General features: G+C 68.2%; 13 protein-coding genes. 12 read left to right on the forward strand and 1 reads right to left on the reverse strand.

Translation table 11 applies throughout. The annotated features are described in order from the left end of the window. Window positions 1–28: 28 nt before the first annotated feature. Genes coaE through D514_RS31065 form a run of 4 tightly spaced genes read left to right on the forward strand, consistent with a single transcriptional unit; the run spans window position 29 to window position 4,338 of the window. Window positions 29–628 carry a dephospho-CoA kinase gene (coaE, locus tag D514_RS31050; protein ID WP_017830271.1) on the forward strand — a complete coding sequence of 200 codons (600 nt, stop codon included), beginning with the start codon at window positions 29–31 and terminating at the stop codon, window positions 626–628. Next, on the forward strand, window positions 625–1,842 hold the full coding sequence (locus D514_RS31055; RefSeq protein WP_017830272.1) for an MFS transporter: 1,218 nt from the start codon (window positions 625–627) through the stop codon (window positions 1,840–1,842). The genes coaE and D514_RS31055 overlap by 4 nt, the downstream gene beginning before the upstream one ends. Before the next feature lie 58 nt (window positions 1,843–1,900). Continuing rightward, window positions 1,901–3,973: an excinuclease ABC subunit UvrB gene (gene uvrB, locus D514_RS31060; protein ID WP_017830273.1), complete on the forward strand. Its 2,073-nt coding sequence runs from the start codon at window positions 1,901–1,903 to the stop codon at window positions 3,971–3,973. A 14-nt stretch (window positions 3,974–3,987) separates the two neighbouring features. Then, window positions 3,988–4,338 (forward strand): TfoX/Sxy family protein, encoded by a 351-nt coding sequence (locus tag D514_RS31065; protein ID WP_031206015.1) that lies wholly within the window; start codon window positions 3,988–3,990, stop codon window positions 4,336–4,338. Between the two features lie 2 nt (window positions 4,339–4,340). On the opposite strand, the gene D514_RS31070 is transcribed toward D514_RS31065, so the two are convergent. Beyond that, window positions 4,341–4,583, reverse strand: a complete 243-nt coding sequence (locus D514_RS31070) for a hypothetical protein (protein WP_017830275.1) — start codon at window positions 4,581–4,583, stop codon at window positions 4,341–4,343. Window positions 4,584–4,628: 45 nt separating this feature from the next. On the opposite strand from D514_RS31070, the gene D514_RS31075 reads away from it, so the two are divergent. From D514_RS31075 to uvrC, 8 genes are all read left to right on the forward strand, one after another. Next, entirely contained in the window at window positions 4,629–5,072 is a 444-nt protein-coding gene (locus D514_RS31075; protein ID WP_017830276.1) for a MarR family winged helix-turn-helix transcriptional regulator, read from the forward strand. A gap of 170 nt (window positions 5,073–5,242) precedes the next feature. Then, window positions 5,243–5,890 (forward strand): DUF4129 domain-containing protein, encoded by a 648-nt coding sequence (locus tag D514_RS31080; protein ID WP_236610985.1) that lies wholly within the window; start codon window positions 5,243–5,245, stop codon window positions 5,888–5,890. Beyond that, on the forward strand, window positions 5,887–6,360 hold the full coding sequence (locus D514_RS31085; RefSeq protein ID WP_236610961.1) for a hypothetical protein: 474 nt from the start codon (window positions 5,887–5,889) through the stop codon (window positions 6,358–6,360). Before D514_RS31080 ends, D514_RS31085 begins: the two co-directional genes overlap by 4 nt. Beyond that, window positions 6,357–7,328: a MoxR family ATPase gene (locus D514_RS31090; protein WP_017830279.1), complete on the forward strand. Its 972-nt coding sequence runs from the start codon at window positions 6,357–6,359 to the stop codon at window positions 7,326–7,328. Before D514_RS31085 ends, D514_RS31090 begins: the two co-directional genes overlap by 4 nt. After that, a complete protein-coding gene (locus D514_RS31095) occupies window positions 7,325–8,638 on the forward strand; it encodes a DUF58 domain-containing protein (RefSeq protein WP_031206018.1) in 1,314 nt (437 codons plus the stop codon). Before D514_RS31090 ends, D514_RS31095 begins: the two co-directional genes overlap by 4 nt. After that, the gene (locus D514_RS31100) at window positions 8,635–9,180 is read left to right on the forward strand and encodes a hypothetical protein (protein ID WP_017830281.1); all 546 of its coding nucleotides are present in this window, start codon (window positions 8,635–8,637) and stop codon (window positions 9,178–9,180) included. The genes D514_RS31095 and D514_RS31100 overlap by 4 nt, the downstream gene beginning before the upstream one ends. A 57-nt stretch (window positions 9,181–9,237) precedes the next feature. Further along, the gene (gene uvrA / locus D514_RS31105; protein ID WP_017830282.1) at window positions 9,238–12,126 is read left to right on the forward strand and encodes an excinuclease ABC subunit UvrA; all 2,889 of its coding nucleotides are present in this window, start codon (window positions 9,238–9,240) and stop codon (window positions 12,124–12,126) included. After that, the gene (uvrC, locus tag D514_RS31110; RefSeq protein ID WP_017830283.1) at window positions 12,126–14,030 is read left to right on the forward strand and encodes an excinuclease ABC subunit UvrC; all 1,905 of its coding nucleotides are present in this window, start codon (window positions 12,126–12,128) and stop codon (window positions 14,028–14,030) included. The genes uvrA and uvrC overlap by 1 nt, the downstream gene beginning before the upstream one ends.

Here is a 14,030-nt window from a genome sequence, read left to right on the forward strand (position 1 = left end):
CGATCTCGACGACGCCTAGACTGGCGGCATGCCCCTCATCGCCCTCACCGGCGGCATCGCCTCCGGGAAGTCGACCATAGCCCGGCGCCTGGCAGAGCACGGTGCCGTGATCGTCGATGCAGATCAGATCGTGCGGGACGTGCAGTCGCCCGGATCGCCGGTCCTCGCGAGGATCTCGGAGGCCTTCGGCGCCGCCGTCATCGCACCGGACGGCTCCCTCGACAGAGCCGCGCTGGGGGCGAAGGTGTTCGGCCATCCCGACCACCTCGCGCAACTGAACGCGATCGTGCATCCTGCGGTGCGCGAGGAATCGCAGCGGCGTTTCGATGCCGCCCTCGCCGACGACGCGAAAGCCGTCGTCGTCTACGACGTGCCCCTTCTCGTCGAGGCTCGGGTGGACGACCCATGGGATCTCATCGTGGTCGCGCACGCTCCTGCAGCGTTGCGTCGGCAGCGGCTCGTCGACCTGCGCGGCATGGACGAGAGCGCGGCGCAGGACCGGATCGACGCCCAGGTCTCCGATGACCGCCGCCTCGCGATCGCCGACGTCGTGATCGACACCTCTGACACCCTGGAGCGCACGCTCGAGCAGACGGACGCCCTCTGGGAGCGGATCAGCGAAAAGTGACCTTCTCCGGTCACGCGCCGGGTTCGCGCGAGTATCGGCGTCTGATCGTCGGCCTCTTCTTCGCCGGCATCGCGACGTTCGCGCAGCTGTACTCCGCTCAGGCCGTGCTGCCGCAGATCTCGTCCGACCTCGCCGTCAGCCCGGCCACGGCGGCGTTGAGCGTGTCGGCGGCCACCCTCGGGCTGGCACTGGCCGTCATCCCCTGGTCGGTCGTGGCCGATCGCATCGGTCGGGTGCCGGCCATGGCCACGGGCGTTCTCACGGCGACGGCGCTGGGGCTCTCCGCGCCGCTCAGCGGTGAGATCATCACGCTGCTGTCGCTCCGGTTCGCGGAGGGAGTGGCCCTGGGCGCTGTGCCGGCCGTGGCCCTGGCCTATCTCAGCGAGGAGGTCGAGGCACGGCACGCCGCCGCGGCCGCAGGGAGCTACATCGCCGGAACCACCGTAGGCGGGCTGCTCGGCCGCATCGCGTCGGGGATCGTCGGGGAAGTGGGCGGATGGCGTGCCGGAATCCTCTCCGTCGCCCTGATGTGCGCGCTGGCCGCTGCTCTGTTCCTCTGGCTCACGCCCCGCGCCAGGGGGTTCGTCCCCGGACGGCTGCGAGTGGACCGCGGGCCCGGCATCCTGGAGAAGCTCCGGGCGCCTCTGCGCTCGCCGCTGCAGTGGGCGCTGTATGCACAGGGCTTCCTGCTCATGGGGGCCTTCGTCGCGGTGTACAACTACCTCGGCTTCCATCTCTCGGCCGAGCCGTTCGCCCTCCCGGCCTGGCTGGTGCCGCTGCTCTTCCTGGCCTATCTGGCAGGCACCGCCTCCTCTCCGTGGGCCGGCGCGCTCGCCTCGCGGATCGGACGCTTCCCCGTACTCCTCTCCTCGATCGGTGTGATGGCCGCGGGTGCGGTTCTGCTGCTGGTGCCGATGGTGGCGATCGTGCTATCGGGGCTCGTGCTCTTCACCGCAGGATTCTTCGGAGCCCATGCCATCGCCTCCGGGTGGACGCCTGTCGCCGCCGGTCCTGCCAGCAGGGCGCAGGCTTCGTCCCTCTACTATTTCGCCTACTACGCGGGATCGAGTCTGTTCGGCTGGATGCTCGGCCTCGTGTTCGGGGCCGCGAGCTGGGGGTGGTTCGTCGCCGTCATCGTCGGGATGTGCGCGGCCGCCGCTCTCGCGGCCTTCTCCGCACTGCGCGGTGCGTCGAGCGGCCAGTCGTCCGGCTGAGCGCATCTCGTCATCGGGCGACGGCCTCGATGTCGGAGGGGCGGCATACGCTGGAGGTATGCAACCCACGCGCAGTGTCCGACCCTTCGAGGTCATCAGCGAGTACGAGCCTGCAGGCGACCAGCCCAAGGCCATCGCCGACCTGGCGGCACGCATCAACGCGGGCGAGACCGATGTCGTCCTGCTCGGCGCGACCGGTACCGGAAAGTCCGCGACGACGGCCTGGCTGGTCGAGCAGGTCCAGCGCCCGACGCTCGTGCTCGCGCACAACAAGACGCTGGCCGCTCAGCTCGCGAACGAGTTCCGCGAACTCATGCCGAACAACGCGGTCGAATACTTCGTCTCGTACTACGACTACTACCAGCCCGAGGCCTACGTGCCCCAGACCGACACCTTCATCGAGAAGGACTCGTCGATCAACTCCGAGGTCGAGCGACTGCGCCACTCCACGACGAACTCGCTGCTGAGTCGCCGCGATGTCATCGTCGTCTCGACCGTGTCGTGCATCTACGGACTCGGGGCGCCGGAGGAGTACCTGCGTGCCATGGTCGCGCTGCAGGTGGGGGAGCGCTACGACCGTGACGCGCTCATCCGGCAGTTCATCGCGATGCAGTACAACCGCAACGACGTCGACTTCTCGCGGGGCAACTTCCGTGTGCGCGGCGACACGATCGAGATCATCCCCGTCTACGAAGAGCACGCCATCCGCATCGAGCTGTTCGGCGACGAGATCGAGGCGCTGTACTCGCTCCACCCGCTGACCGGAGAGGTCATCGAGAAGCTCGATGCCGTGCCGATCTTCCCGGCCTCGCACTACGTGGCCGGCACCGACGTCATCCAGCGTTCGATCGGCACGATCGAGACGGAGCTGGAAGAGCGTCTGGCGGAGTTCGAGCGGCAGGGCAAGCTCCTCGAGGCGCAGCGTCTGCGCATGCGCACCACTTTCGACCTCGAGATGCTGCAGCAGCTGGGCTTCTGTTCCGGCATCGAGAACTACTCGCGGCATATGGATGGACGTGCGCCCGGCGAGCCGCCGCACACCCTGCTCGACTTCTTCCCGGATGACTTCCTGCTGGTGATCGACGAGTCGCACGTGACCGTGCCGCAGATCGGCGCCATGTACGAGGGCGATGCTTCTCGCAAGCGCACGCTCGTCGACCACGGCTTCCGCCTGCCCAGCGCGATGGACAACCGGCCGCTGCGATGGGACGAGTTCAAGAACCGCATCGGGCAGACGGTCTACCTCTCGGCCACCCCCGGGAAGTACGAGATGGGGATCGCCGACGGCATCGTGGAGCAGATCATCCGCCCGACGGGCCTCGTCGATCCGGAGATCGTGGTGAAGCCGTCGAAGGGGCAGATCGACGATCTGCTCGAGGAGATCCGTGTGCGGGTCGAGCGTGACGAGCGTGTGCTCGTCACGACTCTCACGAAGAAGATGGCAGAAGAGCTCACCGACTTCCTCGGCGAGCACGGGGTGCGGGTGCGTTACCTGCACTCCGACGTCGACACGCTGCGTCGCGTCGAGTTGCTCAGCGAGCTGCGCGCCGGAGTGTACGACGTCCTCGTGGGCATCAACCTCCTGCGTGAGGGTCTCGACCTGCCGGAGGTGTCCCTCGTCGCGATCCTCGATGCCGACAAGGAGGGCTTCCTGCGTTCGGGTACCTCCCTCATCCAGACCATCGGTCGTGCCGCTCGAAACGTGTCCGGCGAGGTGCATATGTACGCCGACAAGATGACCGATTCGATGACGAAGGCCATCGAGGAGACCGACCGGCGCCGCGAGAAGCAGGTCGCGTACAACAAGGAGCACGGCATCGACCCGCAGCCGCTCCGCAAGCGCATCGCCGACATCACCGAGGTGCTCGCCCGTGAGGGCGCAGACACGGCGGAGATGCTCTCGGGTCGAGGCCGCGCGACGGGCAAGGGCAAATCGCCGACGCCCAACCTGCGGCGCACGGGTATCGCAGCCGATGGGGCGCAGCAGCTCGAGGCCACCATCCAGGACCTGTCCGACCAGATGCTCGCGGCGGCCGCCGAGCTGAAGTTCGAACTCGCCGGGCGTCTGCGTGACGAGGTGCAGGATCTCAAGAAGGAGCTCCGCGCCATGGAGCGCGCTGGACACGCGTAGACAGGGGCTGGTCGATGGACGCTGCGGGGAATGAGTTGGCCGACCGGGTACGCGCCTTGTTGGGGGCCGACACCTGGATCGAAGAGCGACGCATGTTCGGCACCAGGGCGTTCCTCGATGACGGGCACATTCTCGTCGGAGCGCGTCCTGGTGGAGTCCTCCTGGTGCGCGTCGACGACGAGAACGGCGCGGCGCTGCTCACGCACCCCGGAGCCGCACGTGCGGTGATGGGTTCGCGCACGATGGGTTCGGGGTGGATCGACGTGGTGCCGGGTGTCATCGAAGACGACACGGAGCTCATGTTCTGGCTCGATGTCGCCCGCGAGTCGACGGGCTCGGCGGTCGAAACCCCGGAGCAGGGCTGACGCTACGGGCAGTGCACCAGGGTCTTGGGTCCGGTGCGGTCGATCTCGTGCTTCGTCATCGGGGCGCCGCAGAGCGGGCAGGCGCGCTCGGCGCGTTCGGCAGCGCTGGGTGGCGGGGTCTTCTCGTACGGACCGACGGATGCGGGCCCCGCGAACCGGATGAGGTTCGTGTTCACCCAGGAGTACAGCCCTCCTGCGTCGCGGATGCGAGTGCGGAGGGGTGGGCGGTCGGAATCCTTTGCCATGTTCGTTAGTGTACTAACTATTAGTGCAGATGTATAGTCTCCCTTGTGACGGCATCCGACGACCTGCTCCGGCTCGAGAACCAGCTCTGCTTCGCCCTAGTGACAGCGGCGCGCAACGTCGTCGCCCTGTATCGCCCGATCCTCGAGCCGCTGGGCCTCACGCATCCGCAGTACCTCGTGATGCTGGCGCTGTGGGAGAGGGCCCCGCGCACGCTCAACGATCTGGCGGTCGATCTCGCCATGGAGCCGGCGACCGCATCGCCGCTGGTGAAACGGCTCGAAGCCGAGGGGCTGGTCGCACGTCAGCGCAGCAGCGAGGACGAGCGACGTCTGGAGATCACACTCACCGCAGCGGGGTCGGCCCTCCGTGATCGGGCGATCGACGTTCCGCACCAGGTGATGGCGGCGGTGGGCATGGGCGTCGATGAGATCGCGGCCCTTCGGGACGGTCTCGGCCCTTTCGCCGGTCGGCGCCCTGACCTCGCCTGACGAGTCGTCTCACGGCGCGCTCGGGTCCGGGGCGGGGGACAGCCCCCTAGGGTGGAGGCATGTCGCGCTCCGAGCCCTCGGTCCCGGAGCGGCAGCGTGTCGGAGAAGAACGGCCTCGAACGAGGCTTCTGCTCCCGTTGCTCGCGATAACAGGCTTCTTCGTGACGATCATGTTCGCGGCGGCCACGCAGGGGATTCCGCAGTTCGGCGGGTGGTTGGACGACACCGAGGGGCGCGCTGGCGAGGATGTCCTGCCGACCGCGCCGACGGACACCGCACCCCCGCCCTTGGAGCCTCCGGAGGATTCGCCGCTGCTCGCGATCATCGGCTACATCCTCGCCGCGGTCGTCCTCGCCGCTGTGCTCGCGATGGCCTACCTCGGTGTGCGGCTCCTGATCCGCTACCTCGTGGGGCTGTGGCGTGACCGCCCGCTCGCACGCCAAGAGGCGGCGCAGGTCGCCATCCAGGTCGTGGCCACGCCCGTGACGGATGTCGAGCCGGACGAGGCCACGATCCGACGAGGAATCGAGGAGGCCCTGCGGACGATCGACGACCGCCCCGTGCCCGGCGACAGTATCGTGGCAGCGTGGGTGGGCCTGGAGGAGTCGGCGGCGGACGCCGGTGCCGGGCGAGGACGCAATGAGACTCCGTCGGAGTTCACCGTGCGCATCGTCGGTCGGCGCGCCGGAATCGCCGCCGACGTGGTCACCCTGCTCGCCCTCTACGAGCAGGTCCGCTTCGGCGGTCATGACGCCGACGAGAGCGATCGAGCCCGCGCCTCCCAGTGCCTTCGAGGCATCCAGGAGGGGTGGCGATGAAGCGACGGATGCTGGTCCTGGGTATCGGTGGCGTTCTCGCCCTGGCCGTGCTCCTGCTGCTCGCGCAGCTGGGCTTCCCTGTGCCGTTCGTGCTCGCGTGGATGATACTCGTCGTCGCCGTGGTCGTCGCCTGTCGCCAGGAGTTCATCGAGGTGGGGCCGGCGTGGCCTCCCGAGAAGTCCGGCCGCGACTCGCGCGGCTCCGAGGTGTCGCGCATGGCCTGGGCGATCAACACGCGCACGGGCGTTGCCGGCCACGTCGTCGTGCGCCGGGTGCAGGGCGTGCTGAGAAGACGCCTCGCCCTGCGTGGACTCGACCTCGACGACCCCACGCAGCACGCTCGCATAGACGCCCTCCTCGGCGAGGGGGTGCGCGACGGCCTGCACCGTCGCGAAGTGCAGCGCACCGACATCGAGATCGTGCTCGACGCGATCGAACGAATCCCGAACGACACGGAGGAGGCCGGATGAGCAGCCAGGAGACCACCCAGATCGCCGAGACCGGGCGTCGAGTGCTCGACAGCGTCCGCGGAGCCGTCGTCGGGATGGACGAGCCCCTCACGATCGCCCTCGCTGCGATCCTCGCGGGTGGCCATGTGCTCTTCGAGGATGTTCCGGGGCTGGGCAAGACGCTCGCTGCGCGGAGTCTGGCGTCGGCGCTCGGCCTCGACTTCCGTCGCCTGCAGTGCACTCCGGACATGCTCCCCGGGGATGTCACCGGCTCCTACGTCTACGCGCCGGCCACCGGCGACTTCGTGTTCCGGCCCGGGCCGATCTTCACCGGTCTGCTCCTCGCCGACGAGGTGAACCGCACGACCCCCAAGACCCAGTCGGCGATGCTGGAGGCCATGGCGGAGCATCAGGTCACCGTCGAGGGGAACAGCTTCCCGCTCCCACTGCCGTTCCACGTGATCGCGACCTCGAACCCCATCGAGTACGAGGGGACGTATGCGCTTCCCGAGGCGCAACTCGACCGCTTCATGGTGCGCCTCGCCGTGGGGTACCCCGCACCGGAGGATGAGACGCGCATCATCCTCGACCGCGTGCGCCGACAGAGTCCCGATGCATCCGTCGACCCCGTCGTCGACGCGGCAGGTCTGCTCGCGATCCAAGCAGCCGTCGAGAGGATCCATGTCGACGCCGATGTCGCCAGGTACTGCGTGGAGCTGACGAAGGCCACGCGGGAGGCGACGCATGTCGCCGTCGGAGCCTCGCCGCGCGGATCGCAGTCTCTCGTGCTGCTCGGGCGCGCACTCGCGGCGCTGGACGGACGAGACTTCGTCCGTCCCGACGACATCAAGCGCATCGCGGAGGCGGTGCTCGCGCACCGCCTCACGCTCACGCCGCAGGCGTGGGCACAGGGAATCGACCCCCGGACCGTCGTGGCCGCGGTGGTCGAGAGCACGCCCGTGCCGCCGACCGTGGCCGCGGTGCGGTGACCGAGCCGGTCCGCGTCACGGCGCGTTCCTCTGCGCGCTGGAGTCGGACGCCCGTGATCGCGATCGGCATCGCCGGCTCGGCGATCCTGGCAGCGGCGGGCCTGGTGTTCTCGCGGCCCGATGTCGTCGGCATTGGACTTCCGCTCGCCCTCGGGACAGCATGGATGCTTATGCGTCGGCCTCGGGATTCGACGATGTCGATCGAACTGCGTGCGCATGTCGAGGGTTCGGGAGACTCGTCGGAGGTCATGGCGGAAGTCGATGCGATCCTCGACGGCGACTGGGTCCAGGTGGCGATCGATCAGGAGGCGCGGCGGTCCGGGCTCGCCGATGCGCGACCTGGGCACTCCATCCTCCTCACCCGCAACCGCCTGCAGCACTCCGGTCCTGTGGAGCTGCTCGGAGTGACTGTGCGCGGCGTCGCGCTCGACGGCGCATGGGTCTCGGAAGCCGGCCCCCGCGTCGTGCTGGAGTGGAACACCCCACCCAGGCAGGTCCGGATCGGGCAGCTGCCGGTCGCTCCCCGGCTGACGGGTCTGCACGGCGCCCACGAAGGTGTCCGTCCCGGCCAGGGCGGTGACTTCCGCGACATCCATCCGTTCGTCCCCGGCGACGAGCTGCGCCGCGTCGACTGGCGGGCGACGGCTCGCGCGGCTCGTCGACCGGGCGAACTCCTCGTTCGACGCAGCACGACCCTCAGCGATTCCTCGGTGGTGATCGCCGTGGACACCGCGGAGGATCTGGGGACCGTGGTCGCCTCCTGGGGAGCGGACGACGCCGACCGATCAGGGGTCACCTCGCTGGATCTCGCGCGTGAGGCTGCACTCTCCATCGCCACGGCGGCGGTCGGCGTCGGTGATCGGGTCGCGTACCACGCCTTGTCGCCCGGCGGCCGCAGCCTTCCCTCGGGTGGCGGCCCGCGCCACCTCGCACGCGTGCGGGACATGATCGCGGCGACCGGACAGAGCGATGAGGTGTCCCGGTACCGACGGTCGCCGGTCGTGCCGTCGGAATCCATCGTCTTCGTGCTCTCGACGTTCTTCGACGGCGTCGCCGCTCAGCTGGCCACCCGGTGGCGGGCGGCGGGTCATGTCGTGGTCGCGGTCGATGTGCTCCCGATTCCTGACCGCAGTCGGCTGACTCGTGAGCAGCGCATCGCACTGCGCACGCTGCTCGCTGAACGCTCCGACATCCTCGTCGAGCTCCGACATGCCGGGGTCGAGGTCGTCGCATGGACGGATCCCGACATCGACGTCGCGATGCGGCTCGCCGCCCTTCGCCAGCGACGGATGCGGACGGTGCGGCGATGACGCGCGGCCTCCGTTCGTTCCGGGTGCGTGCCGCTGTTCCCGGGATCTCCGTCCGCCTCCTGATTCTCGCGATCGTGTGGGGCGGCGCGGTCGTGCTCGTTCCCTTCCCGCTGTGGCAGGGGGTGGCGGTCGTCGCCGCGCTCGTCGCGGTGGCGCTCCCGCGATCACTGGCGGCGTGGTTCGGGGCCGCGTGCCTCGTTCTTGGCGTCCTCCTGAGCGAATCGGATCCGGGACGCACAGCCCTCGCCGTGCTGCTCGTTCCCGCGATCCATGTCCTCGCATCGGTGAGTCTCGAGATCCCGATCTTCTCGCGCGTGGCCCTCGCCGTGCTGTGGCCGAGCCTTGCGCGCTTCCTCGTCGTGCAGCTGCTGGCGCAACCTGTCGTCTTCGGCGTGTGGGTGCTCGCGCCCTCGAACGCCGACCATGGGATCGCCGCGATCGCCCCGCTCGCCGCCGTGGCGCTCGTGCTCGGGGTGCTGCTCGCAGTGCGAGCCGTGCGGAGGTCGGATGCTCCCCGGAAGGTGTCTCAGGTACAGGACTGAGGTGTGGGTCAGCGTCCTCGCGGAGCCAATGTCCGTGGCCCCTCGTAGACTTGTTCGGTGCCCATCGTCCCCGTTGCCTCCTCCGGAAAACTCAGTGTCCGCGGTGCCCGCGTCCACAACCTCAAGAACGTCGACATCGATATCCCGCGCGACTCGCTCGTCGTGTTCACCGGCTTGTCCGGATCGGGGAAGTCCAGCCTGGCGTTCGACACGATCTTCGCCGAGGGGCAGCGTCGCTACGTCGAATCGCTGAGCGCGTACGCGCGCCAGTTCCTCGGTCAGGTCGATCGACCTGACGTCGATTTCATCGAGGGCCTGAGCCCCGCCGTCTCGATCGATCAGAAGTCGACGAACCGCAACCCGCGGTCGACCGTCGGCACGATCACCGAGATCTACGACTACATGCGTCTGCTCTGGGCGCGGATCGGCATCCCGCACTGCCCCGAGTGCGGTGAGCGGATCCAGCGCCAGACCGTGCAGCAGATCGCCGATCAGCTCATGGAGCTTCCCGAGCGCACTCGCTACCAGGTCGTCGCGCCGATCGTGTCGCAGAAGAAGGGCGAGTTCGTCGACCTCTTCCGTGAGCTCGGCGCGAAGGGGTACTCCCGCGCGATCGTCGACGGTGAGCTCATCCAGCTGGCCGAGCCGCCCACGCTGAAGAAGAGCTACAAGCACGACATCGCGGTGGTCGTCGACCGCCTCGTCGCCTCCGACGACATCCTCGGACGCGTCACCGACTCGGTCGAGACCGCTCTGGGCCTCGCCGGCGGCGTGGTGCAGATCAACTACGTCGACGGCGAAGGCGACGACGCCTGGCAGACCTTCTCCGAGAAGCTGGCGTGCCCGAACGGGCACGCGCTCACGCTCACCGAGATCGAACCGCGCACGTTCTCGTTCAACGCGCCTTTCGGTGCCTGCCCCGCCTGCTCCGGACTCGGTACGCGCATGTCTGTCGACGTCGACCTGATGCTCGGCGATGAAGACCTCTCGATCCGCGAAGGTGTCATCATCCCGTGGACCACTCAGGGCAAGGGGCTGTTCCAGTACTACGAACGCCTGCTGGAGGGGCTCTCGAACGACCTCGACTTCTCGCTGGACACCCCCTGGCGCAAACTCCACTCCGATGTGCAGAACGCGGTGCTGCGCGGCGAGAACTACAAGGTCTCCGTCAAGTGGAAGAACCGCTACGGCCGCGAGATGCGGTACACATCCGGGTTCGAGGGCGTGGTGCCGTACATCGAGCGGCAGTACCTGCAGGCCGAGTCCGACAACCAGCGCAACCGCTGGGGCGAGTACCTCCGCGAGGTGCCGTGCCCGGTGTGTGACGGCAACCGTCTCAAGCCGGAAGTCCTCGCCGTCCATGTGCACGGTCATTCGATCGCCGAGGTCTCGCATCTCAGCCTGGCCGACGCGCGCGCCTTCATGGAGACCCTCACGCTCACCGACCGTGAGGCGAAGATCGCCGCGCAGGTGCTTCGCGAGATCCGTCTCCGTCTCGACTTCCTGCTGCAGGTCGGTCTGTCCTACCTCAACCTCAGTCGCTCGGCGGGCTCCCTCTCGGGCGGAGAAGCCCAGCGCATCCGCCTGGCGACGCAGATCGGCTCCGGCCTGACCGGGGTGCTCTACGTGCTCGACGAACCGTCGATCGGTCTGCATCAGCGTGACAACCGCCGTCTGATCGAGACGCTGCTCGCGCTGCGCGACCTCGGCAACACGCTGATCGTGGTCGAGCACGACGAAGAGACCATCGAAGCGGCGGACTGGGTCGTCGACATCGGCCCCGGCGCCGGCGTCAACGGCGGAGAGGTCGTGCACTCCGGGCCCTATTCGGCCCTGCTCGAGGACCGTGCGTCGATGACGGGGGAGTACCTCTCCGGTCGCCGCGAGATCCCCCTGCCGGCCAAGCGGCGCAAGATCGACAAGAAGCGGATGCTGAGCGTCGTGGGCGCTCGTGCGAACAACCTGCGCAACGTCACGGCCGACTTCCCGCTCGGCGTGCTCACCGCGGTCACCGGGGTCAGCGGCTCCGGCAAGTCCTCGCTCGTCAACGACATCCTCTACCAGGTGCTGGCGTCGCGGCTCAACGGTGCGCGTACCGTTCCCGGCAAGCACACACGGGTGACCGGACTCGACAACCTCGACAAGGTCGTGCATGTCGACCAGGCGCCGATCGGCCGTACGCCGAGGTCGAACCCGGCCACCTACACGGGTGTGTTCGACCGCATCCGCACACTCTTCAGCGAGACGCCGGAGGCGAAGGTCCGTGGCTACCAGCCCGGCCGGTTCAGCTTCAACGTCAAGGGCGGCCGCTGCGAGGCCTGCTCCGGCGACGGCACCATCAAGATCGAGATGAACTTCCTGCCCGACGTGTACGTCGACTGCGAGGTCTGCCACGGCAAGCGCTACAACCGCGACACGCTCGCCGTGCACTACAAGGGCAAGAACATCGCCGAGGTGCTCGAGATGCCGATCGAGGAGGCAGCCGACTTCTTCGAGCCCATCCAGGCGATCCACCGCTACATGAAGACTCTCGTCGACGTCGGGCTCGGCTACGTGCGGCTCGGCCAGTCGGCGACGACGCTCTCGGGTGGTGAGGCGCAGCGCGTCAAGCTGGCGACCGAGCTCCAGCGCCGCAGCAACGGTCGCAGCATCTACGTGCTCGACGAGCCGACGACGGGTCTGCACTTCGAAGACGTCCGCAAGCTCCTCGAGGTGCTGGGCGGTCTGGTCGACAAGGGCAACACGGTCATCGTCATCGAGCACAACCTCGATGTGATCAAGTCGGCCGACTGGGTGATCGACCTCGGACCCGAGGGCGGTTCCGGCGGCGGACAGATCATCGCCACAGGCACACCGGAGCAGATCGCGCGCGTCGAGGAGAGTCACACCGGTCTGTTCCTCTCCGAGATCCTGGGTGAGGGGCGCTCCGCGCGGAAGGCCAGCTGATGGCCGACGTCCTGTCGTACAAGCCGAGGCCGGGGGAGATCCCCACCGACCCCGGCGTGTACCGCTTCCGCGACGCCGCAGGCCGGGTGCTCTACGTCGGCAAGGCGAAGAACCTTCGTCAGCGCCTCTCGAACTACTTCGCGCCGCTGCGCACGCTGCACGAGCGCACGCGGCGCATGGTGACGACCGCGGCCTCCGTCGAGTGGACCGTCGTGCCGACCGACGTCGATTCGCTGCAGCTCGAATACATGTGGATCAAGGAGTTCGATCCGCCCTTCAACGTGCGCTACAAAGACGACAAGTCTTACCCGTTCATGGCGGTGACGCTCGCGGACGAAGCGCCCCGCGTGATCGTGACCCGCAACCGGAAGATCCCGGGGGCGCGGTACTTCGGTCCGTTCCCGAAGGTGTGGGCGGTGCACGAGACCATCGACCTGATGGTCAAGGCGTTCCCGATCCGTACGTGCAGCGACTCCAGCTACCGGCGCGCGATGCAGACGGGCAGGCCGTGCTTCCCCGGACAGATCGGCAAATGCGGTGGTCCGTGCTCGATGACGGTGAGCATCGAGGAGCACCGCGCCATGGTCGACGACTTCGTCGCGTTCATGGCCGGTGGTGATGAGCGCTTCACCCGCGAGCTCACCAAGCGGATGCTGGCGGCCTCCGCGGCGATGGACTACGAAGCGGCGGCGAAGTATCGCGACAAGCTCTCCGCGATCGAGGCGGTGCTCGGCAAGAGCGCACTCGTGCTCCCCAGCGACGAGGACGCCGACCTTTTCGGTATCGCCGAGGACGAGCTGGCCGCCGCGGTGCAGCACTTCGTGATCCGCGGTGGCAGAGTGCGCGGTGTGCGCGCGCTGACGATCGAGAAGGAGATCGACATCTCCAGCGGCGAGCTCGTCGAGCAGGTGCTGCAGCAGGCCTACGGCGAGGCGCAGGACGTTCCGCGGCGCATCCTGGTCCCCACCCTGCCCGACGACGCCGCGGAGCTCGAGGTGTGGCTGCGCGAGCGTCGGGGCAAGAAGGTCGAGATCGCGGTCGCGCAGCGGGGTCAGCGCGCCGACCTCATGCGCACCGCGACTCTGAACGCGCAGCAGGCACTCATCCGTCACAAGACCCGTCGCACCACCGACTATGTCGCGCGCACGCAGGCACTCACAGACCTGCAGGAGGCGCTCGGGATGGACGAGGCGCCCCTGCGCATCGAGTGCTTCGACATCTCGCACCTGGGCGGCACGAATGTCGTGGCGTCGATGGTGGTCTTCGAAGACGGCCTGCCCCGCAAGGACCAGTACCGATCGTTCAACATCGCCGAGACCACAGACGACACGGACTCGATGTACCAGGTGCTCCGTCGCCGGCTCGCCTACCTCGATCGTCCTGACGAGTCGGAGACGATCGACCCGACGACCGACGAGGTCGTCGGGGAAGACGTCGGCGAGGCGACGGTGCGCCGCAAGCCCCGTTTCGCCTACCCGCCCCAGCTGCTCCTGGTCGACGGCGGCCAACCGCAGGTCGAAGCCGCGGCGCGAGCGCTGCGCGATGCCGGACACACCGAGATCGCAGTCTGCGGCATCGCCAAGCGACTCGAAGAGGTCTGGCTCCCCGGAGACGACTTCCCCGTGATCCTGCCTCGCACGAGTGAGGCGCTCTACCTGCTGCAGCGTCTGCGCGACGAGGCGCACCGGTTCGCGATCACTCATCAGCGCAAGAAGCGGCGAAACGACATCGGTTCGGTGCTCGCCGAGGTTCCGGGGCTCGGCGCCGCGCGCATCAAGGTGCTGCTCAAGCACTTCGGCTCGGTCACCGCTCTGCGTGCGGCCGAGCCAGGGCAGATCGAAGAAGTCCAGGGAATCGGTCCCGTGCTCGCTCAGAACATCCACACGCACCTGTCCACTCGCTAG

Source organism: Microbacterium sp. UCD-TDU, from assembly GCF_000340625.1.
In the GTDB taxonomy this organism is placed as follows: Bacteria; Actinomycetota; Actinomycetes; order Actinomycetales; family Microbacteriaceae; genus Microbacterium; species Microbacterium maritypicum.

Bases quoted from the DNA above. Each gene is read 5' to 3' on its own strand.
- coaE (WP_017830271.1), top strand. From the start codon at position 29: ATGCCCCTCATCGCCCTCACCGGCGGCATCGCCTCCGGGAAGTCGACC.
- uvrB (WP_017830273.1), top strand. From the start codon at position 1,901: ATGCAACCCACGCGCAGTGTCCGACCCTTCGAGGTCATCAGCGAGTAC.
- D514_RS31065 (WP_031206015.1), top strand. From the start codon at position 3,988: ATGGACGCTGCGGGGAATGAGTTGGCCGACCGGGTACGCGCCTTGTTG.
- D514_RS31070 (WP_017830275.1), bottom strand. From the start codon at position 4,583: ATGGCAAAGGATTCCGACCGCCCACCCCTCCGCACTCGCATCCGCGAC.
- D514_RS31080 (WP_236610985.1), top strand. From the start codon at position 5,243: ATGTTCGCGGCGGCCACGCAGGGGATTCCGCAGTTCGGCGGGTGGTTG.
- D514_RS31085 (WP_236610961.1), top strand. From the start codon at position 5,887: ATGAAGCGACGGATGCTGGTCCTGGGTATCGGTGGCGTTCTCGCCCTG.
- D514_RS31090 (WP_017830279.1), top strand. From the start codon at position 6,357: ATGAGCAGCCAGGAGACCACCCAGATCGCCGAGACCGGGCGTCGAGTG.
- D514_RS31100 (WP_017830281.1), top strand. From the start codon at position 8,635: ATGACGCGCGGCCTCCGTTCGTTCCGGGTGCGTGCCGCTGTTCCCGGG.
- uvrC (WP_017830283.1), top strand. From the start codon at position 12,126: ATGGCCGACGTCCTGTCGTACAAGCCGAGGCCGGGGGAGATCCCCACC.